The organism is Mesorhizobium alhagi CCNWXJ12-2 (assembly GCF_000236565.1).
Classification (GTDB): Bacteria; Pseudomonadota; Alphaproteobacteria; order Rhizobiales; family Rhizobiaceae; genus Allomesorhizobium; species Allomesorhizobium alhagi.
Genome location: NZ_AHAM01000030.1, coordinates 1 through 26,290, shown reverse-complemented (window position 1 = coordinate 26,290; position 26,290 = coordinate 1). Strand labels below are relative to the sequence as shown.

Below are 26,290 nucleotides of genomic sequence, written 5' to 3'. Positions count from 1 at the left end.
ACTCGCCGCCTTGAACGGCAGGACGCGGGGGACGGACAGCGGAAATGACCGTACCCGCACCTTTGCGCGTGATTCGCATGCCACAGGAGTCCGTTCCCGTTTCGGCTGAACAGACCAAGGATGGGATCGCACGTGTCAAAATCTCTCGACAGCTTCAATTGCCGCAGAACGCTTCGGGCCGGCAGTTCCGAATACACCTATTACAGCCTGATCGAGGCTGAAAAGAACGGCCTGACCGGCATAGCGCAGTTGCCCTATTCGATGAAGGTGCTGCTCGAGAACCTGCTGCGCAACGAAGACGGCCGCTCCGTCACGAAGGCCAGCATCCAGGCGGTGACCGGCTGGCTGACCGACAGGGGCTCGGCCGGCGTCGAGATCGCCTATCGTCCGGCCCGCGTGCTGATGCAGGATTTCACCGGCGTTCCGGCCGTGGTCGATCTTGCCGCGATGCGCGACGCGATGGTGTCCCTCGGCGGGGACCCGCAGAAGATCAACCCGCTGGTGCCAGTAGATCTCGTCATCGACCATTCCGTCATCGTCGATGAGTTCGGCACGCCGCTGGCTTTCGCCCGCAATGTCGAACTCGAATACGAGCGCAACCAGGAACGCTACAAATTCCTGAAATGGGGCCAGCAGGCCTTCCGCAATTTCCGCGTGGTGCCGCCCGGCACCGGCATCTGCCACCAGGTCAACCTCGAATATCTCGGGCAGGTCGTGTGGACCAACGCCGAAGACGGTGAAATCACCGCCTATCCCGATACCTGCGTCGGCACCGATTCGCACACCACCATGATAAACGGCCTCGGCGTGCTGGGCTGGGGCGTCGGTGGCATCGAGGCCGAGGCAGCCATGCTCGGCCAGCCGGTTTCCATGCTTCTGCCTGAAGTCGTCGGCTTCCGCCTCACAGGCAGGCTCAAGGAAGGTGTCACCGCAACCGATCTCGTGCTCACCGTCACGCAAATGCTACGCAAGAAGGGCGTTGTCGGCAAATTCGTCGAATTCTTCGGCTCGGGCCTCTCCAACATGACCCTCGCCGACCGCGCCACCATCGGCAACATGGCGCCGGAATATGGCGCGACCTGCGGCTTCTTCCCGGTCGATGCCGAGACCATCCGCTATTTGACCATGTCCGGCCGCGCCGAAAGCCGCATCGAACTGGTCGAGGCATATTGCAAGGCACAGGGGATGTGGCGCGAGAACGTCTCGGCCGATCCGGTCTTCACCGACCTGCTCGAGCTCGACCTCGGCGATGTCGTCCCGTCCATGGCGGGTCCGAAGCGCCCCGAGGGCCGGGTCGCGCTGGAAGGCATCCCTGCCGGCTTCGCCGCGGCGATGGAGACCGAGTACAAGAAGACCGTTGACGTGGCCAAGCGTTACGCTGTCGAGGGCAAAAGCTTCGATCTCGGACATGGAGATGTGGCGATCGCCGCGATCACCTCCTGCACCAACACGTCCAATCCGACCGTGCTGATCGGCGCGGGATTGCTTGCCCGCAACGCCAACCGGCTCGGACTGAAGCAGAAGCCTTGGGTGAAGACCTCGCTCGCCCCCGGCAGCCAGGTAGTCGCCGAATATCTGGAAAAGTCCGGCCTGCAGAAGGAACTCGACCAGATCGGCTTCAATCTGGTCGGCTTCGGCTGCACCACCTGCATCGGCAATTCCGGCCCGCTGCCGGCGCCGATCTCCAAGATCATCAACGACAAGGGCCTGATCGCCGCGGCCGTGCTTTCCGGCAACCGCAATTTCGAAGGCCGTGTCTCCCCCGACGTGCAGGCGAATTATCTCGCCTCGCCGCCACTGGTGGTCGCCTACGCGCTCGCCGGAACGGTGACCCTCGACCTGACCACCGAACCGCTCGGCGAGGACCGCGATGGCCGTCCGGTTTTCCTGAAGGACATCTGGCCGACATCGCAGGAGATCGACGCCTTTATCGCCGAGCACGTCACCCGCGAACTCTTCGCCCGCAAATATGCCGATGTCTTCAAGGGCGACGAGAACTGGCAGAAGGTGCAGGCGCCGGCAGGCCAGACCTATGCCTGGGATGATGGCTCGACCTACGTGCAGAACCCGCCCTATTTCGTCGGCATGCATTCACGCCCCGGCGACATTGGCGAAATCAAGGGCGCGCGCGTGCTCGGCCTGTTCGGCGACAAGATCACGACCGACCACATTTCACCGGCGGGATCGATCAAGGCGGCCTCGCCGGCCGGCAAATACCTTACGGAGCACGGAGTCGGCGTGGCGGACTTCAACCAGTATGGCACGCGCCGCGGCAATCATGAGGTGATGATGCGCGGCACCTTCGCCAACATTCGCATCCGCAACCACATGCTGGGCGAAAACGGCCGCGAAGGCGGCTACACGATCCACTACCCTTCCAAGGAAGAGATGCCGATCTACGACGCGGCGATGCTCTACAAGCAGGAAAATGTGCCGCTGGTCATCTTCGCCGGCATCGAATACGGCAATGGCTCGTCGCGCGACTGGGCGGCCAAGGGCACCAACCTGCTCGGCGTCCGCGCCGTCATCGCCCAGTCTTTCGAGCGCATCCACCGCTCCAATCTGGTCGGCATGGGCGTCGTTCCCTTCGTGTTTGAAGATGGCGACAGCTGGGCTTCACTCGGCCTGAGGGGCGATGAAACGGTCACGATCGAGGGGCTCGAATCGATCCGCCCGCGCCAGAAGATGCTGGCGCAGGTCACGTTCAGCGACGGCACGGTCAAGAACGTGCCGATCCTCTGTCGGATCGATACGATCGACGAACTGGATTATTTCCGCAATGGCGGCATTCTCCAGTACGTCCTTCGGGATCTGGCGGCCTAATACCGCCTGAGCGCATTCAGACCGCCGGAGATAATCTCTCCGGCGGTCTTTCTTTGAGGGCCAGCGGGCGTGGCGCACCGTAGCGCGCCGTGGCGGCGAGCAGGATTGCCAACATCATCCCGTTCAGCGTGTGCCAGAGGAAATGCGTGCCGAGCGGAAATGCGTCGCAGACCCTGAGGTCGATTGCCCGGAAGGTGACGGAGGCGACGAACATGCCGGCAGCGGCGAAATTGTACCAGCCTGCCCGGCTGCCGCTTGCAGTAACCAGCGCCCCGAAGAACAGGAGCGCCAGGAAGGGCGGCAGATAGCCTGTCGAGCCATTGGTGGCTTCCCGCAGCCAGTCGGGCACGAGGAAGGTGATCAGGCCGGCGGCGGCATAGAAGGCAACGAAAATCGGCAAGGCCCTTTGCCAGCTCATCGCCAGGAAGCGGCGCAGATTCATCAGCGTGTAGGCAAGCGTGAAGCCGGCGATGGGCAGAATGTCGGCCCATTTGGTCAACTCGTTGGCGAATGTGTGAAACAGCGTCGAGCCGATTCCGATCGCCACGACCCAGCACGCCAGGACTCCGGCGAAAGTGCCTGCGCCATATCTGCGAACCTCGCGAACGCCCCAGAGTCCGGCGGCGACGAACGCCAGGTTGCTCAGTGCGTTGACCGGCTCCGCCCACAAAGCGGGCGATGTCCGTTCGCAATAGAGGTCGAGCTGGCCCATCAGCGTATCGAGCATGATTTTTCCTGTTCGCACTGCATCGTTTCACTGCAACGTGACTTCCCGTTGAAGCTGCCGTCTGCCTATTCTTTCGGCAATCACAAGAAATCCGGTTCCGCCGGCAATAACAAGTTGGACGGCAATGACATTCCGATTCTTTTCCACGCTTGCGGCGGCGGCGTTGGCCCTGCCCGCGTTGATCGGCGTCGCGCTGGCTGAGGAAACGGCCCGGCCGGCCGGCGTGGTTGAGCTCTTCACCAGCCAGGGCTGCAGCTCGTGCCCGCCGGCGGATGCGCTTTTGGCGGAACTTGCCGCGCGGGACGACATCGTGGCTCTCGCCTACCACGTCGACTACTGGGATTATCTCGGCTGGCGCGACACGCTCGGCAGCCCTGAAAACACGGCTCGCCAGCATGGATACGGCAAGTCGTTCGGCATCCGCTCGGTCTATACGCCGCAGGCCGTCATCAACGGGCGCATCCATGTCAACGGCTCGAGCCGCGCCAAGGTATGGGATGCGGTCGAAGACCTGAAAGGATCGGGCGATGGGCTTGCCGTCGGGCTGACCATCACCCGCGCCGGCGAAAGCGTCGTGATTGACGCCGAAGCCGCAAAGGGTGAAGCGAAGAAAGCTCACCTGGTGGTCGTCTATTTCGAGCCTACGCAGCCGGTCACGATCGAGCGCGGCGAAAATGCAGGGCGAACGGTGACCTATTGGAACGCCGTGTCCGACATACAGACCGCCGGCATGTGGCACGGCAAGGCGGCCCGGTTCGAATTGCCTGCAAGCGAAGTTTCCAAGAAGGGCGGCTGCGCCGTGCTTCTCCAGTCGGTCAGCAAGGATGGCCTGCCAGGCCCAATTCTGGGCGCCGCGATCATCCGCAATCCGGGGAGTTGAGCGCCGGAACAAAAAACCGGCGTCAGCCAGAGCTGACACCGGTTCAATATTGGGATCGTCGCCCCCGGCCTTGAAAAAGAGAGCCGAGGTTGGTTCGATCCGACGCAGACCCGTGGGCGGGGGGCTTGGGGTTACGAGCCGGTGCCGGACCGAACCGTCTCAGGCAACGAGGCTAAGTTCGTCGGACATTGGGGCCGTAGCTGGGATAAAAAACGGCAGCAATGTGGCGAAGAATCACCAATCAATTCAGCCTGTACATATTTGTGACTCCGTTCGTACGAAATCGGGACTGGACAGATTGACCCCCAAATTTAGCAGCGAATCAGGCCGTCGGGCTTGCATTTTTTGAGTGAACGCGCGACCTTTCCTTCGCAAAACCGTCACGAAAGGCCGTTTGCATGACTGATCGCGGTAATGGAGCGGAGGGTAGGGAAGACACCGCCATACTGATCCCGCTCCATGAGGCAAGACGTGAACGGCTCGACCTTCCGGTAAGTTTCGACCGGCGTGAAATCGACCAGTTGCTGCGGCTCTACGGCCGTATGGTTGCCGCCAATGAGTGGCGTGATTATGCGATCGACCATCTCAACGACCGCGCGGTCTTCTCCGTTTTCCGCCGCGCCAGTGAAATCGCGCTTTTCCAGATCGTGAAAAATCCGAAGCTCGCCCGAAAGCAGGGTACCTTCAGCGTCGTGGCGGCAGGCGGCGTCATCCTCAAGCGTGGCCATGACCTGGCCCGTGTGCTCGGCGTGTTCGACAAGGCGCTGAAGCTGGTCAAGGCCTGATTTCCGAATTTTGTCCGGTTCCCGATTCGGCGGCCCGGATCGGGAACAGACCGTCGCTTGAGGGGTTGCCGTACAGTGTATAGAGATCATCCGATCTGTGGACCCGCTACTGATGAGCAAACCGAAATCAATGAGCGCGCAAGATCGCCGGGAGCGCCAGAAGGCGGAGGTCCGCGCAGAACTTTTGGCCGCAGCGCACGAGTTGGTGCGGGAAGAGGGCTATGAAGGTCTGACCATCCGCAAATTGGCCAAGCGCGTCGGCTACGCGCCGATGTCGGTCTACTCCTATTTCGCCGACAAGCACGCCATTCTCCATGCCATTGCCGACGATGCGTTCGAGTCCCTGGCCCGCCGCCTGGAAGCGCAGGCGCCGAAAGAGCCGTTGGCGGCGCTTCGCAAAATGATGACGGAATATGCGGCATTCGGGCTGGAAAACCCGAACGAATACCGCACTGTGTTCATGACCGACGATCACACCCATGATCCCGGCCAGAGCATTGCCGAGCCGGAGAAACGCAATCCCGCCCTGCAACTGCTGCTCAAGCGTGTTCAGGCCTGCATGGACGCCGGGATATTCCAGGGTGACGTGCACGCCTTCGCCACGCTGTTGTGGTCGTTCGGGCACGGCACGGTGTCGCTGCTGATCACGTTTCCGCACTATCCCTTCGGCGATCGCCAGAAATTCCTGGAGATGTCGATGGACGTCGCACTGGCGGGATTGAAGGCACACCCGGTCGGTCCGCTGACGCCGCCGGAAGAACGCTGCTGATCCGCCGGCGCGGGCGAATCGCTGAGCTGCCGACTTCGCCAACTTGCTCCGCGACATATTTCTTTTCGTACGCGTACGAGTCGCTCTTGAATCGCGCTGCCGGTGCCCGTATTTGTACATTGTAATGTACATGTACGAACAACGGAGAACGATGATGAGAAAGATTGCGCTGACGATGGCGGCCGTTCTGGCTCTGTCCGGTACCGCATTTGCCAATGATTTCGCAGCTACGCTGCACTATCCGGAATCGCCTCGCAGCGCACCGCATCCGACCAGCAAAGCGCTGGACCGAGACGTCACCCATTCGATCAAGCGGGAGACTCCGCGCAAGTTTGCGCCGCGCCTCGGCGATAACCCCGCAGATGCGACGAAGAGCCGGCGCAGCGGGATCGCGACCGACCCGTGGGTCGTGCCAAACTTCCGTTGATGCATGATAGGCGGCCGAACAAGCCGAGCCGGCGTCCAGCGACGGCCAAACAAAAACGGCGGGCCTAAAGCCCGCCGTTTTTAGTTTAGATTGTCGAGCCTATCAGCTGGCGGTGGCTTCCTCGGCGGGAGCCGGCGCGGCCGCGGCGGCGGCAGCCTCTTCCTGCGCCTTCTTGATGGCGTCGATGCGCTCCTGGGCCTTCTTGCCCGGCAGCGCCTTGTTCGGGTTCACGCGTGCTTCACGCTTCGACAGGCCGGCCTCGTCGAGAAAGCGGGCGACGCGATCGGTTGGCAGCGCGCCGTGGCCGAGCCAATGCTTGATGCGGTCGGCGTCGAGCTTGACGCGCTCGCCGCCTTCACGCGGCAGCAGCGGGTTCCAGGCGCCCACGGTCTCGATGAACCGGCCGTCACGCGGCGAGCGTACGTCGGCGATGACGATGTGGTAGTAGGGACGCTTCTTGGAGCCCGCGCGGGCCAGACGAATTTTCAGTGACATTTTCTTCTCCTAAAAGTGCAGTTCGCTTGTTCTGAGTTTGGGTATTCTATTCGCCGATCTTCACGGCTGAATTTCTGGTATCGCTGCCATTGGCAGCGAGCATTTCATGATGGCGGATGACCTCACGGATGATGAAGTTCAGAAACTTCTCCGCGAAATCGGGGTCGAGCTGGGCGTCGTCGGCAAGCCGGCGCAGCCTTGCTATCTGGGTCTGCTCCCGTACCGGATCGGCCGCCGGCAGGCCGTGTGTGGCTTTGAGGACGCCGACCGCCTTGGTGCAGCGGAAGCGCTCGGCAAGCATATGGATAAGCGCGGCGTCGATATTGTCGATCGAGGCGCGCAGCTCTCCGAGCTGCGCCTGAGGATTGTCATTCATCGCGCTCATTTCTTCTTCCCCAGACCGGGCAAGCCGCCTCCGCCAAGGCCGGGCAGTTTCGTGCCGCCCGGCAGTCCGGGCAGACCGCCGCCGCCCAATCCTGGAAGCCCGCCCGGCAGGCCCTTGCCGAGGCCAGCCGCCTGCGCCTGCTTCTGCAGCGCTTCGAGCTGCTTCGGATCCATCTTGGAAAGATCCGGCATGCCTCCCATGCCGCCCATACCGCCGGCGAGCCCGCCGAGCCCCATCTTCGAAGCCAGCCCGCCCATCATGCCGCGCATCATGCCGCCGCCCTTGCCCTTGCCGCCCATGGCTTTCATCATGTCGGCCATCTGGCGATGCATCTTCAGGAGCTTGTTGATTTCGGCGGCGTCCGTGCCGGAACCCGCGGCGATGCGCTTCTTGCGCGAATGCTTGAGAATATCCGGGTTGGCGCGCTCGGCCTTGGTCATCGAGCGGATGATGGCGATCTGCCGCCCAAACATCTTGTCGTCGAGCCCGGCGGCGGCCATCTGGTCCTTCATTTTGCCCATGCCGGGCATCATTCCCATGATGCCGCCCATGCCGCCCATCTTCTGCATCTGGCCGAGCTGGTCTGCTAGATCGTTCAGGTCGAACTTGCCCGACTGCATCTTCTTGGCCATCGCCGCGGCCTTTTCCGCGTCGATGTTTTCGGCTGCCTTCTCGACCAATGAGACGATGTCGCCCATGCCCAGGATACGGTCGGCGATGCGCTTGGGATGAAATTCCTCCAGCGCATCCATCTTCTCGCCGGTGCCGATCAGCTTGACCGGCTTGCCGGTCACGGCGCGCATCGAGAGTGCGGCGCCGCCGCGCCCGTCGCCGTCCATGCGCGTCAGGATCAGGCCCGTTATTCCAACCCGCTCGTCAAAGCTCTTGGCGAGATTGACGGCGTCCTGACCGGTCAGGCTGTCGGCGACGAGCAATATCTCGTGCGGCGACGACACCCGTTTGATGTCGGCCATTTCGACCATCAGCGGCTCGTCGATATGGGTCCGTCCGGCCGTATCGAGGATAACGACATCATGGCCGCCGAGCCTAGCCGCCTGCACGGCGCGCTTGGCGATATCGACCGGCGACTGGCCGGCGACGATCGGCAGCGTCGCCACCTTCGTCTGCTCGCCGAGCTGGCGAAGCTGTTCCTGGGCGGCCGGGCGGCGCGTGTCGAGCGACGCCATCAGCACCTTCTTGCCCTGGCGCTCGACGAGCCGCTTGGCGATCTTCGCGGACGTCGTGGTCTTGCCCGAGCCCTGCAGGCCGACCATCATCACGACCACCGGCGCCGGCGCGTTGAGATCGATCGTCTGGCCTTCGCTGCCCAGCATCTCGACCAGCTCGTCATGGACGATCTTGACGACCATCTGGCCGGGCTTGATCGATTTGACGACCGCCGCTCCCACGGCCTTGGCGCGAACCTTGTCGACGAAGGAACGCACCACATCGAGCGCCACGTCGGCTTCGATGAGCGCACGGCGTACCTCGCGCAGCGCCGCCGACACATCGGCTTCCGACAGCGCGCCGCGGCCGGTGAGGCCGTTTAGAATTGAACCAAGTCGCTCTTGCAGCGATTCGAACATTGCACTTCCTTGTGTCTCTGAGCGGTTTCCTGCCCAGAGGTAATGTCTCCGCGCATGAGAGCCAAGCTATAGCCAAAGCCAAAAAGCACCCGGGGGCGCATCGCGCTGCCGGGTGTTGGCCTCCGGGATCGATTTATACCTCTAGGGGTCCCGGTCGGCTGCTCGGAGTCTGTACTCGTCGCGGAATTTGCAGCGCAAGAACATCATGCAGCGCGAAATGTCAAGGTGGCGGCGGAATCGAGCGCCGGCGCTGCTTGAAATGAAGAACGCCGGGCGATGGGCCCGGCGTTCCAGAACCAAGGTCTTCGGCTGCTACTGCCGCATGACATAGACGATCCTGCGGGTCTCCGGCTCGACGAGCACCGGCTGGTTGTTCACGTTGACATAGCGGTACTCGTAGTTCGGGATTTCGCGAAGTTCGACGGTTTCGGGCAGGCTGGCGCCGACCACGACCTCGCCTTCAAGAAAGACCGGATCAGCCCGGTTGGACGATACGAAGGTTCGTACTTCGGCCGGCGGCTCGGCGGCAGCACCGGTAGCGCCGCCTATGGTCGCGCCGGCAACGCCGCCGACAGCCGCACCGACGGGTCCGCCGATGATCGCGCCGGCAACAGCACCGGTAGTGCCGCCTACAACAGCGCCTTCCGCACCGCCTTCACCCGAGGGGGCAGTGACCACCTCGACGGAACCGGCGGGACGTTCGGTAACCACCACCTGCTGGCCTCCGAAATCGCCTGTCAGATAATCTGAATAGACCCAGCCCTGACCGCCGGCTTCGGCAACGGAACACCATTTGCTGCCCTCGATGCAGCCTCGCAGCGTCGTCGCCTGTCCGGCGCTCAGAACCCCGATGACAGGATGCTGCGGACCGGGGCCAGCGCGGACGTTGAGGTCCGTCGTGGCGGTGACAGATGTCTGGGCGAGTGCCGATGCCGTCATTGCAAACAATGCACCGGCAGCCGCGGAAATCAGGAGATTGGGTTTCATGGTAACGCTCCGTGGATTCATTGTCCCGTCCGGTCATAAACGGAGCCAAACCGGTTCTGTTCCGCCCAAAGGCGGTGGAGTGGACCGACGGTTTGTTACATTTGCCTTGCAGAAGCCGTGGATCAGCGCCGGACAGCCAAGAGTTGTACGCGAATGGCCCACGGCCAGATTTCCGGTTTCAGCCATGCGCGACCGCCGCCGGCAAATTTGTGATCCTGGGCAAACCTCGCGCGGAAACTCGTTCCAGGCTTTCCAGGAGCTATTTCGCGCCGAGTTGCGCCGCCACCTGCCGGGCCACCGTTTCGCCCGAAAGCCTTGCGCCGCCACAGGTCTGGATCAGCGATCCAGCCAGAGCCTCGCCGGCGAACCAGATGCGTTCAGCCACCGGCTCCATGAGTGTGGCGCGTGCAGCCGCTCTGCCCGGACGGGCCGCCGCATAGGCGCCGCGCACGAAGCGTTCGCCGCCCCAGTTGGTCATGGCGGCTCGGCCGACATGCTTCCTGACATCGTTGCCGAAGATACCGCAGAGCCTGTCGGTGACGAAATCGACACCCGCCGCCTCGCCCGCCGCCGACATTTCCCACGCAAAATCTCCGCCGACGAAGCCAACCATGAGGTCGGTGTCGAACGGAAAGCACAGGAAATAGATGTCGTGGCGGGCCGGCCGTTCGATCAGCAGGTCGTCGAACGGGGCAAGGCCGAGCCGCGTGCCCCTGATCTCGATCGGCAGTTTGGTGAGCATGCCCATCGGCAGATCGAAGAAAGCCTCCACGACGTCATCGGGCAGGGCGGGTGAGAATTCGATCTCCTCGAATGCCAGTACCGCCGGCGAGGCGGTGACGATGACGGCGCTGGCGCGGATCGTTCCGCGATCGGTGACGCAGGCGACACCCGGCACGTCCCAAAGGATTTTCCGGACAGGGGTCGACAGTTCGACAGGCACATCGGCCGCGTATTGCGCGACCAGTGCGCCAAAACCTTCCTTTGTAAAGTAATTCGGCTCGAGATCGGCGGCCGCGCGAAAATCTTCTATCGAAACCTCGTCGTAATCTTGGCCGAAATCCATCGGCCCGGCGAAGGTCGCGGCGGCGCGCGGCGCATGACCGGGGGAGAGCAGCGACGAGACATTGCCGTCCGCCCCGCTCCAATTCTCGAGCGCCGCCGACATTTCATAGTCGGCGCGATTCATCTCCGCCTCTTCTTCTTCCGAGGCCTTGCGTTTGCCATAGTAGAGATGGTCGACATTCATATCGTGATGGTGAAGGGTCCAGCCGGCCGCTTCGGCTTCCGGAAAATATGGATTGCGGTCGGCTGCGTGGAGCCAGGCGCAGCCGATGTCGAAGGGGATGCCGAAATGCTCGGTGGACGTCCAGGCGCGGCCGCCGACGCGGTTCATCGCCTCCAGAACAGTGAAGCTCAACCCTGCCGCGCGCAGGGTCTTGGCTGCGGCCAAACCAGCCGAACCCGCGCCGACGACGATGACATCAACGTCTTTCATGACTTATTCAGCCCCTTGCCACATTATATACTTGATCGTAGGGAAGTTCTTCGGCGTTCGCCAGCGGCTCGAATGTCAATGACGTTTTGACCGTTGGCAGGCACAAGCGGGCGATTCGCCGGCAGGCTCCCTTCGGGGATCGATTCAGGTTCAGGAGAATGACATGGCATTTCTTGCCAAGATAAGGTTGATTGCTGCTGTGGCTGCGCTCAGCCTGCTGACTGGCGCCGCGCAGGCGGCCTCGTGCGGCGAAAGCGCTGCTGGATTCGAGCAGTGGAAGGCGGAGTTCGCCAACGAGGCGAGGGCTGCTGGCGTCGGGAGCAGGGGTCTTGCAGCGCTAGCCGGCGCAAGATACGCCACTGCAACCATCAGGGCTGATCGCGCCGCCCGCAAAGCGTTCAGCGGCTCCCTGGAAGCTTTCATGCAGCGCCGCGGCGCGAATGTCATCATCTCCAAGGGCCGTTCGCTGAAGAAGTCGAACGCGGCGCTCTTCAATAAGATTGAAAGCTCCTATGGCGTGTCGCCCGGCGTGCTGCTCGCCATCTGGGGCATGGAAACCGGTTTCGGCTCCTTCATGGGCAAGCAGAACACGGTCTCGGCGATCGTGACGCTGGCCTACGATTGCCGCCGTCCGGCATTCTTCACCCCGCATGCCATTGCAGCGCTCAGGCTGGTCGACAGCGGCGCACTGAGCGCCGGGTCGGTCGGCGCCATGCATGGTGAGATCGGTCACACCCAGTTTCTGCCAGGCAACGTCCTGAAATATGCCGTCGGCAACAAGAACCTGCGCGACAAGAGCATTGCGCTGATGTCCACGGCCAATTTCCTGAGGGCTCACGGCTGGAATCCCGGCGCGGGCGCTCAGGGCAATATGGGCGCGATCGCGGGCTGGAATTCCGCGAGCGTCTATCAGCAGGCCATCGCCCACATCGCCGTCGCCATTGACGGGCGGTAAGCTCGATACAGCTGCAGCGCCGGGCCACCACGCCCGGTGCTCAGGCCTTGCGATGCTCCGCCAAACGGCCTATCGCACTTCTATCCTGTAGGAGCATCCGGCAAGCGTCTTGCCGCGATGGGAATCGACGGTAGACACGTTGAGTGCTACGCGGGTCTCGAAAACCATCCCGAGATCCTCCTCCTTCGCCTCCAGGACCACTTTCTCGCCCAGGAATTTGCCGGCCGTGGCGATCTCGGGCGTGATTCCGAGCTTTTTCGCCAATTCGTCCGGAGCCACAGCGTCGAGCACCGCCATCGGACCCGACGCAGTGAAGGCGACACGGTCGATCTCATGGCCGAAAACGGCGATTGCGGCAGGCAGGCTGTATTCCTTCAGGAACGGGTTATCCGAAACGATCGCCTGCCAGCCAAGCGCTTTCGCGGCTGCCGGATCGCCGGTCAGCCACAGGGCAAAGCTGTTATAGGTCCGCGCATCCGAACGGCACTCGATCAGCGACGCCAGATCGACGGCGAGGGGGTCGAACTCGGACGCCGACGCGGCGCCCGCCGAACAGATCAGCGCGACAAGGCAGCGGCCGAGGCGCATGGACCTCAACCTTTTCGACCGCGGGCGGCGAGCGTCCTGAGACGCAGCGCATTGAGGCGGATGAACCCTTCGGCATCCTTCTGGTCGTAGGCGCCGCGGTCATCCTCGAAGGTGACCAGCGCATCGGAATAGAGCGATTTCTGCGAGCGGCGGCCGGTGACGATGACGTTGCCCTTGTAGAGCTTCAGCCGCACTTCGCCCTCGACATCCTGCTGGCTCTTGTCGATCAGCGCCTGCAGCATTTCGCGCTCGGGTGAGAACCAGAAGCCGTTATAGATCAGCTCGGCGTAGCGCGGCATCAGCTCGTCCTTGAGATGAGCCGCCCCCCGGTCGAGCGTGATCGACTCGATGGCCCGGTGCGCCGCGATCAGGATAGTGCCGCCCGGCGTCTCGTAGACGCCGCGTGATTTCATGCCGACGAAGCGGTTTTCGACGAGGTCGAGCCGGCCGATTCCGTTGTCGCGACCAAGATCGTTGAGCGCAGCCAGCATCGCCGCCGGCGACAGCTTCTTGCCGTTAAGTGCGACCGGATCGCCATTCTTGAATTCGATGGTGATCTCGGTCACGGCGTCCGGCGCGTCCATCGGCGAAATGGTGCGCTGGTGGACGAATTCCGGCGGCTCGCTCCACGGATCCTCCAGCACCTTGCCCTCGGAAGAGGAGTGGAGAAGATTGGCGTCGACTGAAAACGGTGCGTCGCCCTTCTTGTCCTTGGGTACCGGAATCTGGTGCTGCTCGGCAAAATTCAGGAGGTCGGTCCGTGATTTGAACGACCAGTCGCGCCATGGCGCAATGACCTTGATGTCGGGATTGAGGGCGTAGGCCGAAAGCTCGAAGCGGACCTGGTCGTTGCCCTTACCGGTCGCCCCGTGGGCGATGGCGTCGGCGCCGGTTTCCCTGGCGATATCGACCAGGTGCTTCGAGATCAGAGGCCGCGCGATCGACGTGCCGAGGAGATAGGTGCCTTCATATACCGCATTGGCGCGGAACATCGGGAAAACGAAATCGCTTACGAACTCCTCACGCACATCCATGACGCGGATGTCCTTGATGCCGAGCATCTCCGCCTTCTTGCGCGCCGGCTCCAATTCCCCGCCCTGGCCGAGATCGGCGGTGAAGGTCACGACCTCCGCGCCCAGCTCGGTCTGCAGCCACTTCAGGATGATGGAGGTATCGAGACCGCCGGAATAGGCGAGCACGACCTTTTTCACGTCTTTCCACTTCGACATATTTACCCCGAGGCTTTGCTGCGCAGCACTTTGTTGGGCCGCGTCTCGGGCGGGACTTTTAGCAGGAATGCCGGGCCGGACAAGGCCCGGCCAGTACACAGGTCAAAGCGGCATTCAATAAACTTTTAACGAATCTGGCGAAGACTTCACGCCCGATGGCTCAATCTGTCGAAATCGTTGGAGAGATTGCCGAACCGGCTGGGAAACGGGTAGCTGGGCGTCGGCGGCTGGGTTTTTGTGCGGCCGCCTTCCTATTGTCTGGAGCGCTCTCGGCCATGGCAGGCGACCGTTGGGAAGAAGCCGGAAGCGGCGCGGTCGCCATATTGCCGGTTCCGCTGAAGGCGACCAATATCACCGGCGGGTCGTTTTCCTGTGCCGAACAGCGCTGGAGCTTTCGCCTGCGCGTCGAGGCTACGTCGGCAACTCTCCTCCATGAAACCGATGTGGTGGTCACCGTAGATGGCGTCGACCTGCCCGCCAAGGCAAGCTTGAGTCCCGGCGTTGTGACGATCGCCATTCCATTCCAAATGCTTGAACCCCTGAAGGCAGGCAACAGGCTCTCCTTCGCATTCGGCGGAGAGCCAGCTGCAGTGTTTTCGCTGAGGGGGTCGCGCGCGGTGCTTGACGCGATCGCGCCCCGTTGCAGCGCAGTCGACATGTCGGCCTATCAAAGCGTCGCTCTCTCGGAAACGGATCAATCCATCGGAACCGCGACAAAGCTCATGGCCGACGAAGCGGCATTGTTCAGCGAGGCCACCGGCAAGCAGCCGCTCCTCTCGGCGGCCTCGGTCAAAGTCGCGCAGGACGCCGAGATGGTCTTTGCCTCGCTTTGCGGGTCCAGCCGCTACTACGGCGAGTCGGGCTGCACGCTGAGCGGCTTTGCACGCCAGGGCGCGAGCGAAGATTGGCGTGAGGTCTACAACAGCGAAGGCATGGCGCTTTACCTCGACCCGAAAACCTCGGCCGACGGTTGGCCCGACCTTGTCACGTTGGTCCAAGGTGGCGGCGCCGAGCCGAGCCACTGGATGTGGAACGGCCTTGCCTATGAGATCCGCGAGCCCGCTATCGCGAAGGATGCGGAACTGCGGGGCGCGGTTCAGTAGATCAATACGCTGGTGTGTCTGCCGAGATTCGGATATTGAACGCCGTCGCGTGAGGTCCGCACCATGCCGTTCATTCCGGAAGCCAGCATCATAGTCCAGTTTGCGGTCGCGACCTTCATCATCGCGATCACGCCCGGGCCGGACATGACCCTATTCGTCGGGCGGGCGCTTTCGGCAGGCCGCGCTGCAGGCTTCGCCTGCATGTTCGGCGCGATGACCGGCGTCATAATCCACACCGCGCTGGTGGCGCTCGGGCTGTCGGCCCTGATCGTCGCTTCGCCGCAGGCGTTCCTGGTGCTGAAAATCTTTGGCGCGGGTTATCTGGTGTGGCTGGCCTATCAGGCGATCCGCAACGGCTCGGCCTTCTCGCCTGAAAAGAAGGCGGGCTCGGGCCGCAGCCTGTTCCAGAACTGGGCGACCGGGCTCGGAATCAACCTGTTGAACCCGAAAATCATCCTGTTCTTCATGACGTTCCTGCCGCAATTCGTCTCGGCCAACGATCCGAACGCACCGGGAAAACTGCTTTTCCTCGGCCTGCTGTTCATTCCGCTGTCGCTGCCGGTGACAGCGCCGATGGTGATCGCCGCCGACAAGTTCGCCGGGCTTCTGAAGAAGAACCCGACGGTGACCCGGGTGGTGGACTATCTATTCGCCGGTGTGTTTTCGGCCTTCGCGCTCAAGATCCTGACGGCGCAGGCGAAGTAGCCCAGTTGGCCCTGGTCACGCCTCGCCGTGACCGGCGATCATCATGGCTTCGAGCGCCAGGCGATCGACCTTCTTCATGCGCTCGGATTCCGATTTGAGCTGGCCGCAGGCGGCGAGGATGTCGCGGCCGCGCGGGGTGCGGATCGGTGAGGCATAGCCGGCATTGTTGATGTAATCGGCGAATTTCTCGATCGTTTCCCAGTCCGAGCACTGGTAGTTGGTGCCGGGCCACGGATTGAACGGGATCAGATTGATTTTTGCCGGAATGCCGCGCAGCAGCTTTATCAGCGCCTTGGCGTCTTCGATGGAATCGTTGACGTCCTTCAGCATCACATACTCGAACGTTATTCTCTTCGCGTTCGACAGGCCGGGATAGGCGCGGCAGGCGGCGATCAGTTCGCTCAGCGGATACTTCTTGTTGATGGGCACCAGGAGGTCGCGCAGGTCGTCATTGGTCGCATGCAGCGAGATCGCCAGCATGACGCCGATCTCGTCGCCGGTGCGGAAGATTTCGGGCACGACGCCGGAGGTCGACAGCGTGATGCGGCGCTTCGACAGGGAAAGCCCATCGCCGTCGGAGGCGATCAGCAGCGCCTTCTTGACCGCCTCGAAATTGTAGAGCGGCTCGCCCATGCCCATCATCACGACATTGGTGACCTTGCGGCCCTCGGCCGGCACGATGGCGCCGTCGGGCGTGCCGCGCTCGGGAAAATCGCCGAGCCGGTCGCGCGCCGTCAGAAGCTGGGCGAGGATTTCTTCGGCCGTCAGATTGCGCACCAGCTTCTGCGTGCCGGTGTGGCAGAAGGAGCACGTCAGCGTACAGCCGACCTGGCTGGAAATGCACAGCGTACCGCGGCCTTCTTCCGGAATGTAGACCGTCTCGATCTCGACCGGACGGCCTGCTCCGCGCGGCGGAAAACGAAACAGCCATTTGCGCGTGCCGTCGTTGGAGATCTGCTCCTCGACGATCTCTGGCCGGGCGATGGTGAAATGCTGCTCCAGCGTCGCGCGCAGATCCTTGGAGATGTTGAGCATCTCGGAGAAATCCGAAACACCGCGCACATAGAGCCAGTGCCAAAGCTGCTGGACGCGCATCTTTGCCTGGCGCTCTGGCACGCCGGCCGAGATCAACGCCTCGCCGAGTTCGGCACGCGACAGGCCTATCAGCGACCCTTTTGCCGGCATGACGGCGCGGGCGCGCAGCATATCGCGCGTAGGATTGGCGGTGAGATCAAGCGAAAGGGTCATGGCGACGCCATATGGTGGGCCGAAGCCGGTTTGTCTAACTTTGCCGCGCACATATCACGGCGAGGCCGCTGCGTCACGCCGCGGCAGGAACGCGAAGGGCCGGACGATGGTCCGGCCCTTCTGAACCAAACTGGCAGTCGTTATTTGCAGCCGGCGATAGAGCTCAGCGCTGCTGAGATGCCCTTCAATGAGAATGCGTAATTGGTCGGATTGCCGCGTCCGGACTTGGCCGCGACCTTCATGTCGGAGCCGGCCTTCATCGCCGCGATCAGCAGCGGCTCCTCCGCGGCATTCTCCACCCAGGCGGATTTTCCGCGAGTGAACATGGAAAAGGACTTGTCGCCGACGGTGACCGATACCTTGGAATTTTCCTGGAAATCATACGAGGCGATGAATTGCGGCTCGAAGGAGACATCCTGCCCCGGCCGCTGGCTGACGAAGAAGAAGATGTCGCCATGATCGAGGTTGGAAGGCTGCTTGTCGGTCGGCACGGTCAGCACATAGCAAACCTTGCCGTTGTTTGCCTGATAGCTGTAGGTGCCCCAGGCGCTGTGCTGGCCGATCTTGGTAGCCGACTGGGCCAGCGCCGGCAAGGCGCTCGCAACCAGGATCAGGCTCGAAATCGTCGCAATCAATCCGCGCATTACTACCGTTTCCCTGTCTTTTCGCATGGTATGCGGGGGCAGGCCGGATCCGGGCCCTGCCGTTCGGTTCATTTTGATTTAATCTGGGTTACCAAATGGTGAACCGTGCTCCAAAAAAGGATCCGTTTCGGCCATTTGGCACTACCGCCATCCAGACGCCACGACCGCTTGCACGGCCCGACGTTCGTCCCATGTGCTGTTCAAGACGGGAAAAAAGGCAAGAGTTTGACTTTTCGTTTCAGAGTGAAACCGTGCGTCAGAACCGGAACGGCAAAAATCGCTCAATCCAGCTCGGCCAGCGCCTTGCGGGCGGCTTGGCGATGGGCCGGGGTGACATGCGCCTTCACGGTGGCGATCGCGGCGGTCAACACCGCAATGTCGTCGGTGAAGCCGAGGCCTAGGATGAAGTCGGGGATGGTGTCCGCGGGCAGAACGAAATAGGCAAGCGCGGCGAGCAGCGTGCCCTTTGCGCGCAACGGCGTCCGGCTGTCGAGCGCGCAGTAGTAGGCGGCGACCACTTCGTCCATGAACGGCACCTGTCGCGCTGCCCGCTTGGCGGTTTGCCAGAACCTTGCCCGCACATCGTTCTCGGGATCGTCGTTGCCCCCGCCGAACATGCGGAAGCCGAAATTGTTTGCCGTAGCCATGCCTTTTGCCTCCTCGACAGCGGAAATGTGGTAAATGGCTCGGGCTTTCGCAAGATGCGCGCCGCGCAAGAGCGCCGCCGCAGCGGTTCATCAGCCTGGCAAGTTTCTCTCTGGCCATTTTCCGCCACCGTGTTAATCGAGTTCCGTCCTGTCATCACAGCGGACGATCGATGATCGCAAAGGCGCACACCAGCATACTTTTCGTCTGCCTCGGCAATATCTGCCGCTCGCCGCTGGCCGAGGGGGTGTTCCGCGCCGTAGCGGCATCGCGCGGCACCGAAAGCGCCTATCTCGTCGATTCCGCCGGAACCGGCGGATGGCATCACGGTTCCGCACCCGATCCACGCTCGATTGCGATCGCGGCCAGCCACGGCATCGACATTTCGGCGCAACAGGCGCGCAAGGTCGTGCCTGAGGATTTCCACCGCTTTGACCTCATCCTCGGGATGGACAGCTCGAACGTCGAAGACCTGAAGGCGCTGGCGCCGCCGGATGCCAAAGGCCAGATCCTGCTGTTTCTCGATTTCGCCGAAGGCGTCACAAGCGAGGTGCCGGACCCATATTACGGCGGGGCCGACGGCTTCGCCTCGGTCTACCGCATGGTTCGCCAGGCTTCGGAAAAGCTGGCCGACAGACTGGAGCGCGGGTCGGCGCCAATGAGCGGCCAGACCTCTTCCACCACATAGGGTCCTCCGCCGACGGAATCGCGCGACGACATCAGCACGAAGCGGGTGACCTTGAACGGTATCGTCGAAAAATTGCCGCGCGCCGAGAGATACTGCGCCACATCGACCGGGTTGGGATTCCTCAACCGGGCGAGCGTGACATGCGGCATGAATTTGCGAGGGTCAGCGGCTAGGCCGACACGTTGGCAGATGCGCTCGATTTCCGCCTGCAGGGCGTTGAGGTCGGGCGATGCGGTGACCCCGGCCCAGACGGCGTGCGGCTTTTTCGAGCCGAATGCTCCGACGCCGGACAGGGCCAGCGAGAAGGAGGGCCGCCGCACCCTGTCCAGCGCATTGGCGATTTCGTCGGCGACATGGCCTTCGACATCGCCGATGAACCGAAGCGTGAGGTGGTAATTTTCGACATCGACCCAGCGCGCTCCGGGCAGGCCGCCGCGGAGCAGGGAGAGGGACAATGCGGCATCGCGGGGAATTTCGAGGGCGGTGAAAAGTCGCGGCATTGCCAGGCTCCCTTCATCGAATCGAAATCTCGAGACCAGCGAATCACCGATCCGGACGGGCCGCAAGCTGTTTATTGGTTACATTCGCTCAACATTTTCAGCAGGCGCTGTGTTCCAGCACGCGGCGTCAACTACCGTCCGGCCGCTCCGCTATCAGTTTTTCCACCGCGGGCAGGAAACGCTCGACCATGCGATCGATGCCGGCCGCATTCGGGTGCATTCCGTCTTCCAGCAGAAAGCTGCGATCGGCAGCGACGCCATCGAGAAAAAACGGATAGAGTGGAAGACCGTGCTTTTCCGCCAGCCGCGAATAGATGCCATCGAAAGCGGCGGCATAATCCGGTCCGAGATTTGGCGCAGCGCGCATGCCGGCCAAGAGAACCGCGATATTCCGCACCTTCAGCCGCGCGATCATCTCGTCGAGGTTCTTTTCGGTGATCTCGGGTGAGACACCGCGCAGCATGTCGTTTGCGCCAAGCTCCAGAATGACCAGGTCGGTCCCGTCCGGCACAGACCAGTCGAGCCGCGAGAGCCCGCTGCTGGTCGTGTCGCCCGAAACCCCGGCATTGCCGATCACGACATCGTGACCTCTGGCGCGTAGCGCCTTTTCAAGCTTTTCGGGAAAGCTTTCGCCCGGATTGAGGCCGTAACCGGCCATCAGACTGTCGCCGAAGCCGACGATCTGGTGCGGCTCGGCCATGACCGGAGATAAAAATGAGAACCAGACGACAATGGCGGCGAGCAAAGCCGGAGCCGGACGTTTGAATGCCATGACCAACAACCCATATGACGAAAGCGCTTCCGGCTTCGTCTCCTCCATATAGGACAGATTTTCCGTGACAGAACCCGTCATCCACCTGAAGGACGTGTCGCTGACGCTCGGCGAAGGGGCTTCCTCGGTCCATGTCCTGAAGGGCGTCAGCCTCGATGTCACCGCCGGTGAGGCGACCGGCATTGTCGGGCCGTCGGGCTCGGGAAAGTCGACCCTGCTGATGGTGCTTGCCGGGCTGGAGCGGGTCGACGCCGGCATAGTTCGCATCGCCGGCGAAGTCCTGAACGGCAGGAGCGAAGACCAGATAGCGGCGTTTCGCGGCCGCAACATAGGCATCGTCTTCCAGTCCTTCCATCTGATTCCCAACATGACCGCGCTGGAAAATGTCGCTGTGCCGCTGGAACTTGCCGGCCGCATGGACGCTTTCGAGATCGCCGCACGCGAACTAGAGGCCGTCGGCCTTGCCGATCGCGTCACCCACTATCCCGGCGAATTGTCGGGCGGCGAGCAGCAGCGCGTGGCGATCGCCCGTGCGCTGGCGCCCGAACCGCGCATCCTGATCGCCGACGAACCCACCGGAAACCTCGACCAGGCGACCGGCCGGCAGGTGGCCGATTTGCTGTTCGCCAAGGCGCGCGAGCGTGGCATGACCCTGGTCCTTGTGACGCATGACCCGGCGCTGGCATCGCGCTGCGCCCGGCAGGTGTCGATGCGCTCCGGCCGCATCGAAGCTGCTCCGCTGGTCGCGGTGTCGGCCTGATGCCGCTCTCGCAAACGCTGAAGCTCGCCATTCGCTTCTCGCTGCGGGAAATGCGCGGCGGGCTTTCCGGCTTCATGATCTTCCTGACCTGCATCGCGCTGGGTGTAGCGGCGATCGGCGGCGTCAATTCGGTCGCGCGCGCCATCACGGCGGGCGTAGCCAATGAGGGCCAAACCTTGCTCGGCGGCGACATACGCTTCGAACTGAACCAGCGCGAGATGACGGATGCAGAGCGCGCCTTCGTTGCGCAACTGGGCACGCTTGCCGAAAGCGCCAACATGCGCTCGATGGCGCGGCTCGAGGACGGCTCCGACCAGTCTCTCGCCGAGGTCAAGGCGGTCGACGACGCCTATCCGCTCTACGGCGCCTTGCTGACCGAGCCGGCGCTGTCCCGGGCAGAGCTGTTCGGCGAAAGAGCCGGCGCTTTTGGAGCGGCAGCGCCCGACATCTTCTTCGAGCGGATGGGCATCGAGCTTGGCGACCGGATCAAGCTCGGCAGCGCGACGTTCGAGGTGCGCGCCAGGATCGTCGCCGAACCCGACGCCATCTCGGACGGGTTCGGCTTCGCGCCCCGGCTGATGGTGTCGCTGGAAGGGCTGCGCGCTTCCGGCCTGATCCAGCCGGGCAGCCTGGTCGAGCATGCCTACAAGGTTCGGCTTCCCCCCAATTCGACCGAGGCGGATCTCGTAGCGATCCGGGACGTGGCGGCGGAGCGCTTTCCGGAAGCAGGATGGAGCGTCAGGACGCGCAGCAATGCCGCGCCTGCGCTGGCGTCCAACATAGAGCGGTTCTCGCAATTCCTGACGCTGGTCGGGCTGACGGCTCTGGTCGTCGGCGGCGTCGGCGTCGCCAACGCGGTCAGCGCATATCTCGACGGCAAGCGCGGCGTGATCGCCACCTTCAAGAGCCTCGGCGCGTCCGGTGGATTTGTTTTTACCGTCTATCTCGTCCAGATCCTGATCATCGCCGGCATCGGCATCATCGCCGGCCTGGCGCTCGGCGCGCTGATGCCTTTCGCCGCGGGCGCTGTCCTGTCCTCGATCATCCCGGTGCCGGCCGAAGGCGGGTTTTATCCGATGGCGCTCGCCATGGCGGCGCTGTTCGGGGTGCTGGTCACGCTGGCTTTCGCGCTTCTGCCGCTTGGGCGGGCGCGCGACGTCCCGGCGACCGCGCTGTTTCGTGAAATGGGCTTTGGCGGCCGCGGCCTGCCGAGGCTCGCCTATGTCGCCGCCTCGCTCGGCCTTGCCGTCATTCTAGCGCTCCTGGCGATCTGGTTTTCCGGCGACAGGCGGATTGCCGCGATCTTCGTCGGCGCCACGATCTTCGCCTTCATCGTGCTGCGCAGCGTCGGCGTAGCCGTGCAGTGGCTGGCAAGAAAGTCGCCGCGCGTGCGCTCCACCGCGCTCCGTCTGGCTATCGGCAACATTCACCGGCCGGGCGCACTGACGCCTTCGGTCGTGCTGTCGCTGGGGCTTGGCCTGACGCTGCTGGTCACGCTGGCGCTGATCGACGGCAATCTCAGGCGGCAGATCGCAGGCAGCCTGCCTGAGCGCGCGCCGAACTTCTTCTTCGTAGACATCCAGGCCGGCGAGGTCGATGCTTTCGCGGCGCTCGTGCAGGAAGCGGCGCCTGCTGGCAAGCTGATGCGTGTGCCGATGCTGCGCGGGCGCATCATGGCGCTGAACGGCGTCGACGTGCAGACGATGCAAGTGCCCCCCGAAGGCGCATGGGTGCTGCGCGGCGATCGCGGCCTCACCTACTCGGCGACCATTCCCGAAAACGCGACGCTGTCGCAGGGCGAGTGGTGGCCGGAAGACTACGACGGCGAGCCTCTGGTGTCCTTCTCGGCGGACGAGGCTCGCGAAATCGGCCTGGAGATCGGCGGCACTGTCACCGTGAACGTGCTTGGCCGCAACGTCACCGCCAGGATCGCCAATTTCCGCGAGGTGCAGTGGGAATCGATGGGCATCAACTTCGTCATGGTGTTCTCGCCCAACACTTTTGCCGGCGCGCCGCATTCCTGGCTGGCTACGCTTTCGGTGGAAGGCGCTACTGCGGCAGACGAATCGCGCATCCTCAATGTGGTGACGCGCGCATACCCCACCGTCACCACGGTCAGGGTCAAGGACGCGCTGGACGTGGTCAACCGCATCGTCGCGCAACTGGGAACCGCGATACGCGCCGCAGCCAGCGTGGCGCTGATCGCCTCGGTGCTGGTGCTGGCGGGAGCGCTGGCAGCCGGCAACCGCGCCCGCATACACGATGCGGTGGTGCTGAAGACGCTGGGCGCGACGCGGCGCACGCTGATCGCGGCCTTCTCCTTCGAATATCTGCTGATCGGGCTCGCAACCGCGCTCTTCGCGCTTTTCGCCGGTGGCATCGCCGCCTGGTTCATCGTGGCGCGGATCATGACGCTCCCTTCCAGTTTCCTGCCGGAGGTGGCCGCGTCGACGATCCTGTTCGCGCTGGTGCTGACGGTCGGCATCGGCCTGGTCGGGACATGGCGGGTGTTGGGCCACAAGGCCGCGCCGGTTCTGCGCAATCTGTAGGGACGCAACCCAAGCGAGAGGGGCGACCGCCTGGCTGGATTCAGCGTTTTGCTTGTCGATTTGGACGTTCACGCGGGGTTGCGGCGTGTAACGGGTCTTGTCCTAACTCGAAAGAAGCATCATATTCCGCCTCAGGCATGCTGGAGTCCCCGCCAGCGGCGCCTGGGTCGTTGAGACCCGACACCGGACGGGGCAAAGCAATAGAGGAAATCATGGCTGACCTTCGCAATTATCAGGCACGCGTCGGGGTAGCGGGCTCCCGCGCCGATGCCGCTATCGACGAGGGCCTGCGCGCCTACATGCTCAAGGTTTACAACCTTATGGCGCTTGGCCTCGCAATCACCGGCCTGGCCGCGCTCGGCACCGTCATGGTGGCGACCACCAACGATCCCGCGAGCGCGGTGGCCACCCTTGCCAACGGCAAGATGCTGACCAATGCAGGGGCGCTGCTTTATGGCTCGCCGTTGCGCTGGGTGGTCATGCTGGCGCCGCTCGGCATGGTCTTCTACCTGAGCGCCCGTGTCCACACGATGAGCGTTTCGGCCGCCCAGACCACGTTCTGGATCTTCGCCGGCCTGATGGGCCTGTCGCTGTCGTCGATCTTCCTGGTCTACACATCGGCAAGCATCGTGCAGACCTTCTTCATCACGGCGACCGCCTTCGGCGCGCTGTCGCTGTGGGGCTACACCACCAAGCGTGATCTGTCCGGCATGGGCACGTTCCTCGTCATGGGCGTGTTCGGCCTGATCATCGCCATGGTGGTCAACATCTTCCTGCAGTCCTCGGCTCTGCAGTTCGCCATCTCGGCTATCGGCGTGCTGGTCTTTTCGGGCCTGACCGCCTACGACACGCAGAAGATCAAGGAGATGTATTTCGAGGGCGACGACGTGCTGGTCGCCGGCCGCAAGGCCACCATGGGCGCGCTGACGCTCTATCTCGACTTCATCAACCTGTTCGCCTTCCTGCTGTCGTTCCTGGGCAACCGCGAATAGTTCGTCCTGGACCAGCAAACCAGCCAAGGGCGGCCCAAAGGCCGCCCTTTTCTTTTGCGCCCGCCCCTGCTTCAATCGAAGCAGGAGATAGGGATTGCACAATTTATGGGCATTTTCATTAGAGACGCGGTGGAGACTGACCTCGACCGGATCACCGAAATCTACGCCGACGCGGTGGAGCACGGCACGGCGAGCTACGAACTCGAGCCACCGACACGCAGCGAGATGGGCGCACGCTTTGCGGCGCTGACTTCATCCGGCTATCCCTACATCATCGCGGAAGCCGATGGCGGCATTGTCGGTTACGCCTATGCAAGCGCCTTCAGGCCGCGGCCAGCGTATCGCTTCATCGTCGAGGATTCGATCTATGTGGCGCCCGAGGCCAAGGGCCGTGGCGTTGGCAGGGCCCTGCTGGAGCGGCTGATCGCCGACACGAGAGCGCTCGGCTTTCGCCAGATCATCGCGGTGATCGGCGACGGCAGGCCGGACAGCCCATCGGTGAAACTGCATGAGAGAATGGGGTTTAGCCATTCCGGCAGGCTCGAAGGCTCCGGCTACAAACATGGCCGCTGGCTGGACACGGTGTTCATGCAATTGGCGATGAATGGCGGCTCGGATACGGATCCAGACCCGGATTCGATGCCGGAGCGCCGGTTCCGGGCGCGGAACAATCCATCCTAGACCATTCCGATCGAACCGGTCGCAGTTTGCGAAAGTATTCTTGCCGAAACTTGGTTGCGCCGGTCCGGACTCCTGCTTCGGAGCTACTGGAAATTGCGCCCTTTGGGCATGACGCTGCTCGCCTTCCGTGACAGCTCCTCATGATCGTTTGCGGCTGACGGCGTCTTTTTTCCCCGTTGCGTGAGAAAATTGCGCCCTGCCCGACCATTTGGCCCGCCCGGACCGGCCGCGGCGGCGATTTGGGCTTCCTCCGAGAGCTCGGCCAGCCAGTGGGAAAGATCCTCGATCTTCTCCGCCACAATGTGGATGACGCCTGATTCCGATTGCAGCCGGCCGCTGACGCGGATGAAGCGTGAACCCATGACGACCGCGCGGAAACGGTCGAAAATCCTCGGCCAAACGATGATATTGGCGACCGCCTCTTCGTCCTCGAGCGTCAGGAAAATCGCATTTCCCGTTCCCGGCCGCTGCCGAACAAGCACAAGGCCGGCCACCGAAACACGTTTGCCATCCGCCACGTCCTTGAGACGGGCATTGGGCGTTATGCCTGCTTTGTCGAGGGACCCGCGGAAGAAGGAAATCGGATGCGCCTTGAGCGAAAGACCGAGCGACCGGTAGTCGTGAATGACATGCTCGCCAAGAGGCATCACGGGCAGCCTTGTTTCGGGTTCGTTGTCGCGCAGGCGGATTTCGGGACGATCGAACAGCGGCAGCTTTTCGGCAGCGCTCTTCCCGTCGAGCGCGCGTACGGCCCACAGCGCGTCACGCCGATCGAGCCCGATCGAGCGAAATGCGTCGGCTTCGGCGAGCCGTTCGATCTCCCCTACATTGAGGCCGGACCGCAGCCAGACATCGCGCACCGAATCGTA

Annotated in this window: 27 protein-coding genes; 13 read left to right on the top strand and 14 right to left on the bottom strand. The window is 62.9% G+C overall.

Annotated features, from left to right (window positions below):
- Nucleotides 1–132 precede the first annotated feature (132 nt).
- Nucleotides 133–2,823, top strand: a complete 2,691-nt coding sequence (gene acnA, locus MAXJ12_RS04120) for an aconitate hydratase AcnA (RefSeq protein WP_008834508.1) — start codon at nt 133–135, stop codon at nt 2,821–2,823.
- A 16-nt stretch (nt 2,824–2,839) separates the two neighbouring features.
- Here acnA and MAXJ12_RS04115 read toward each other — a convergent pair whose 3' ends face one another.
- A complete protein-coding gene (locus tag MAXJ12_RS04115; protein WP_008834507.1) occupies nt 2,840–3,550 on the bottom strand; it encodes a ceramidase domain-containing protein in 711 nt (236 codons plus the stop codon).
- Nucleotides 3,551–3,674: 124 nt separating this feature from the next.
- Here MAXJ12_RS04115 and MAXJ12_RS04110 point away from each other — a divergent pair, with 124 nt between their 5' ends.
- The 4 genes from MAXJ12_RS04110 to MAXJ12_RS04095 all read left to right on the top strand — a co-directional run bounded on the left by MAXJ12_RS04110 (nt 3,675) and on the right by MAXJ12_RS04095 (nt 6,411).
- Complete coding sequence (locus tag MAXJ12_RS04110; RefSeq protein ID WP_008834506.1) at nt 3,675–4,430, top strand: DUF1223 domain-containing protein; 756 nt, start codon at nt 3,675–3,677, stop codon at nt 4,428–4,430.
- 398 nt (nt 4,431–4,828) lie between these two features.
- Entirely contained in the window at nt 4,829–5,215 is a 387-nt protein-coding gene (locus MAXJ12_RS04105) for a DUF2794 domain-containing protein (protein WP_008834505.1), read from the top strand.
- 130 nt (nt 5,216–5,345) lie between these two features.
- Entirely contained in the window at nt 5,346–5,984 is a 639-nt protein-coding gene (locus tag MAXJ12_RS04100) for a TetR/AcrR family transcriptional regulator (protein ID WP_008834504.1), read from the top strand.
- Between the two features lie 124 nt (nt 5,985–6,108).
- Nucleotides 6,109–6,411 (top strand): hypothetical protein, encoded by a 303-nt coding sequence (locus MAXJ12_RS04095; RefSeq protein WP_139043783.1) that lies wholly within the window; start codon nt 6,109–6,111, stop codon nt 6,409–6,411.
- Between the two features lie 102 nt (nt 6,412–6,513).
- Here the strand turns inward: MAXJ12_RS04095 and rpsP are convergent, their stop codons facing one another.
- From rpsP to MAXJ12_RS04070, 5 genes are all read right to left on the bottom strand, one after another.
- Complete coding sequence (gene rpsP / locus MAXJ12_RS04090; RefSeq protein ID WP_008834502.1) at nt 6,514–6,906, bottom strand: 30S ribosomal protein S16; 393 nt, start codon at nt 6,904–6,906, stop codon at nt 6,514–6,516.
- 46 nt (nt 6,907–6,952) lie between these two features.
- Nucleotides 6,953–7,291 (bottom strand): chorismate mutase, encoded by a 339-nt coding sequence (locus MAXJ12_RS04085; RefSeq protein ID WP_008834501.1) that lies wholly within the window; start codon nt 7,289–7,291, stop codon nt 6,953–6,955.
- Nucleotides 7,288–8,877 (bottom strand): signal recognition particle protein, encoded by a 1,590-nt coding sequence (gene ffh / locus MAXJ12_RS04080; protein ID WP_008834500.1) that lies wholly within the window; start codon nt 8,875–8,877, stop codon nt 7,288–7,290. The genes MAXJ12_RS04085 and ffh overlap by 4 nt, the downstream gene beginning before the upstream one ends.
- A 312-nt stretch (nt 8,878–9,189) precedes the next feature.
- On the bottom strand, nt 9,190–9,864 hold the full coding sequence (locus tag MAXJ12_RS04075; RefSeq protein WP_008834499.1) for a DUF1236 domain-containing protein: 675 nt from the start codon (nt 9,862–9,864) through the stop codon (nt 9,190–9,192).
- A gap of 259 nt (nt 9,865–10,123) precedes the next feature.
- Nucleotides 10,124–11,362: a flavin monoamine oxidase family protein gene (locus tag MAXJ12_RS04070; protein WP_008834498.1), complete on the bottom strand. Its 1,239-nt coding sequence runs from the start codon at nt 11,360–11,362 to the stop codon at nt 10,124–10,126.
- A gap of 163 nt (nt 11,363–11,525) precedes the next feature.
- Here MAXJ12_RS04070 and MAXJ12_RS04065 point away from each other — a divergent pair, with 163 nt between their 5' ends.
- A complete protein-coding gene (locus tag MAXJ12_RS04065; RefSeq protein ID WP_008834497.1) occupies nt 11,526–12,317 on the top strand; it encodes a lytic murein transglycosylase in 792 nt (263 codons plus the stop codon).
- Nucleotides 12,318–12,386: 69 nt separating this feature from the next.
- On the opposite strand, the gene MAXJ12_RS04060 is transcribed toward MAXJ12_RS04065, so the two are convergent.
- The gene (locus tag MAXJ12_RS04060) at nt 12,387–12,905 is read right to left on the bottom strand and encodes a hypothetical protein (protein WP_008834496.1); all 519 of its coding nucleotides are present in this window, start codon (nt 12,903–12,905) and stop codon (nt 12,387–12,389) included.
- Between the two features lie 5 nt (nt 12,906–12,910).
- A complete protein-coding gene (locus MAXJ12_RS04055) occupies nt 12,911–14,134 on the bottom strand; it encodes an argininosuccinate synthase (RefSeq protein WP_008834495.1) in 1,224 nt (407 codons plus the stop codon).
- A 275-nt stretch (nt 14,135–14,409) separates the two neighbouring features.
- On the opposite strand from MAXJ12_RS04055, the gene MAXJ12_RS04050 reads away from it, so the two are divergent.
- Nucleotides 14,410–15,237, top strand: a complete 828-nt coding sequence (locus MAXJ12_RS04050) for a hypothetical protein (protein ID WP_008834494.1) — start codon at nt 14,410–14,412, stop codon at nt 15,235–15,237.
- A 63-nt stretch (nt 15,238–15,300) separates the two neighbouring features.
- Nucleotides 15,301–15,942: a LysE family translocator gene (locus MAXJ12_RS04045; RefSeq protein WP_008834493.1), complete on the top strand. Its 642-nt coding sequence runs from the start codon at nt 15,301–15,303 to the stop codon at nt 15,940–15,942.
- Nucleotides 15,943–15,957: 15 nt separating this feature from the next.
- Here MAXJ12_RS04045 and rlmN read toward each other — a convergent pair whose 3' ends face one another.
- The 3 genes from rlmN to MAXJ12_RS04030 form a co-directional block, all read right to left on the bottom strand.
- Complete coding sequence (gene rlmN, locus MAXJ12_RS04040) at nt 15,958–17,190, bottom strand: dual-specificity RNA methyltransferase RlmN (protein WP_008834492.1); 1,233 nt, start codon at nt 17,188–17,190, stop codon at nt 15,958–15,960.
- Between the two features lie 140 nt (nt 17,191–17,330).
- Nucleotides 17,331–17,834: an invasion associated locus B family protein gene (locus tag MAXJ12_RS04035; protein WP_008834491.1), complete on the bottom strand. Its 504-nt coding sequence runs from the start codon at nt 17,832–17,834 to the stop codon at nt 17,331–17,333.
- Nucleotides 17,835–18,115: 281 nt separating this feature from the next.
- Complete coding sequence (locus tag MAXJ12_RS04030) at nt 18,116–18,481, bottom strand: YkvA family protein (protein WP_040584821.1); 366 nt, start codon at nt 18,479–18,481, stop codon at nt 18,116–18,118.
- A 170-nt stretch (nt 18,482–18,651) separates the two neighbouring features.
- On the opposite strand from MAXJ12_RS04030, the gene MAXJ12_RS04025 reads away from it, so the two are divergent.
- On the top strand, nt 18,652–19,167 hold the full coding sequence (locus tag MAXJ12_RS04025) for a low molecular weight protein-tyrosine-phosphatase (protein ID WP_008834489.1): 516 nt from the start codon (nt 18,652–18,654) through the stop codon (nt 19,165–19,167).
- On the opposite strand, the gene thpR is transcribed toward MAXJ12_RS04025, so the two are convergent.
- Both thpR and MAXJ12_RS04015 read right to left on the bottom strand, forming a co-directional pair.
- The gene (gene thpR, locus MAXJ12_RS04020) at nt 19,074–19,667 is read right to left on the bottom strand and encodes an RNA 2',3'-cyclic phosphodiesterase (protein WP_008834488.1); all 594 of its coding nucleotides are present in this window, start codon (nt 19,665–19,667) and stop codon (nt 19,074–19,076) included. The two genes, MAXJ12_RS04025 and thpR, sit on opposite strands and share 94 nt — an antisense overlap.
- 127 nt (nt 19,668–19,794) lie before the next feature.
- Entirely contained in the window at nt 19,795–20,439 is a 645-nt protein-coding gene (locus tag MAXJ12_RS04015) for an arylesterase (protein WP_050898783.1), read from the bottom strand.
- A 64-nt stretch (nt 20,440–20,503) separates the two neighbouring features.
- On the opposite strand from MAXJ12_RS04015, the gene MAXJ12_RS04010 reads away from it, so the two are divergent.
- The 4 genes from MAXJ12_RS04010 (at nt 20,504) to MAXJ12_RS03995 (ending at nt 25,421) form a co-directional block, all read left to right on the top strand.
- Complete coding sequence (locus MAXJ12_RS04010) at nt 20,504–21,199, top strand: ABC transporter ATP-binding protein (protein ID WP_008834486.1); 696 nt, start codon at nt 20,504–20,506, stop codon at nt 21,197–21,199.
- Nucleotides 21,199–23,748, top strand: a complete 2,550-nt coding sequence (locus MAXJ12_RS04005) for an ABC transporter permease (protein WP_008834485.1) — start codon at nt 21,199–21,201, stop codon at nt 23,746–23,748. The genes MAXJ12_RS04010 and MAXJ12_RS04005 overlap by 1 nt, the downstream gene beginning before the upstream one ends.
- Nucleotides 23,749–23,960: 212 nt before the next feature.
- The gene (locus tag MAXJ12_RS04000) at nt 23,961–24,740 is read left to right on the top strand and encodes a Bax inhibitor-1/YccA family protein (RefSeq protein WP_008834484.1); all 780 of its coding nucleotides are present in this window, start codon (nt 23,961–23,963) and stop codon (nt 24,738–24,740) included.
- A 105-nt stretch (nt 24,741–24,845) separates the two neighbouring features.
- Entirely contained in the window at nt 24,846–25,421 is a 576-nt protein-coding gene (locus MAXJ12_RS03995) for a GNAT family N-acetyltransferase (RefSeq protein WP_008834483.1), read from the top strand.
- 83 nt (nt 25,422–25,504) lie between these two features.
- Here the strand turns inward: MAXJ12_RS03995 and MAXJ12_RS03990 are convergent.
- Nucleotides 25,505–26,290 (bottom strand): OB-fold nucleic acid binding domain-containing protein (locus MAXJ12_RS03990; protein WP_008834482.1); only part of this gene is annotated, 786 nt, incomplete at its 5' end.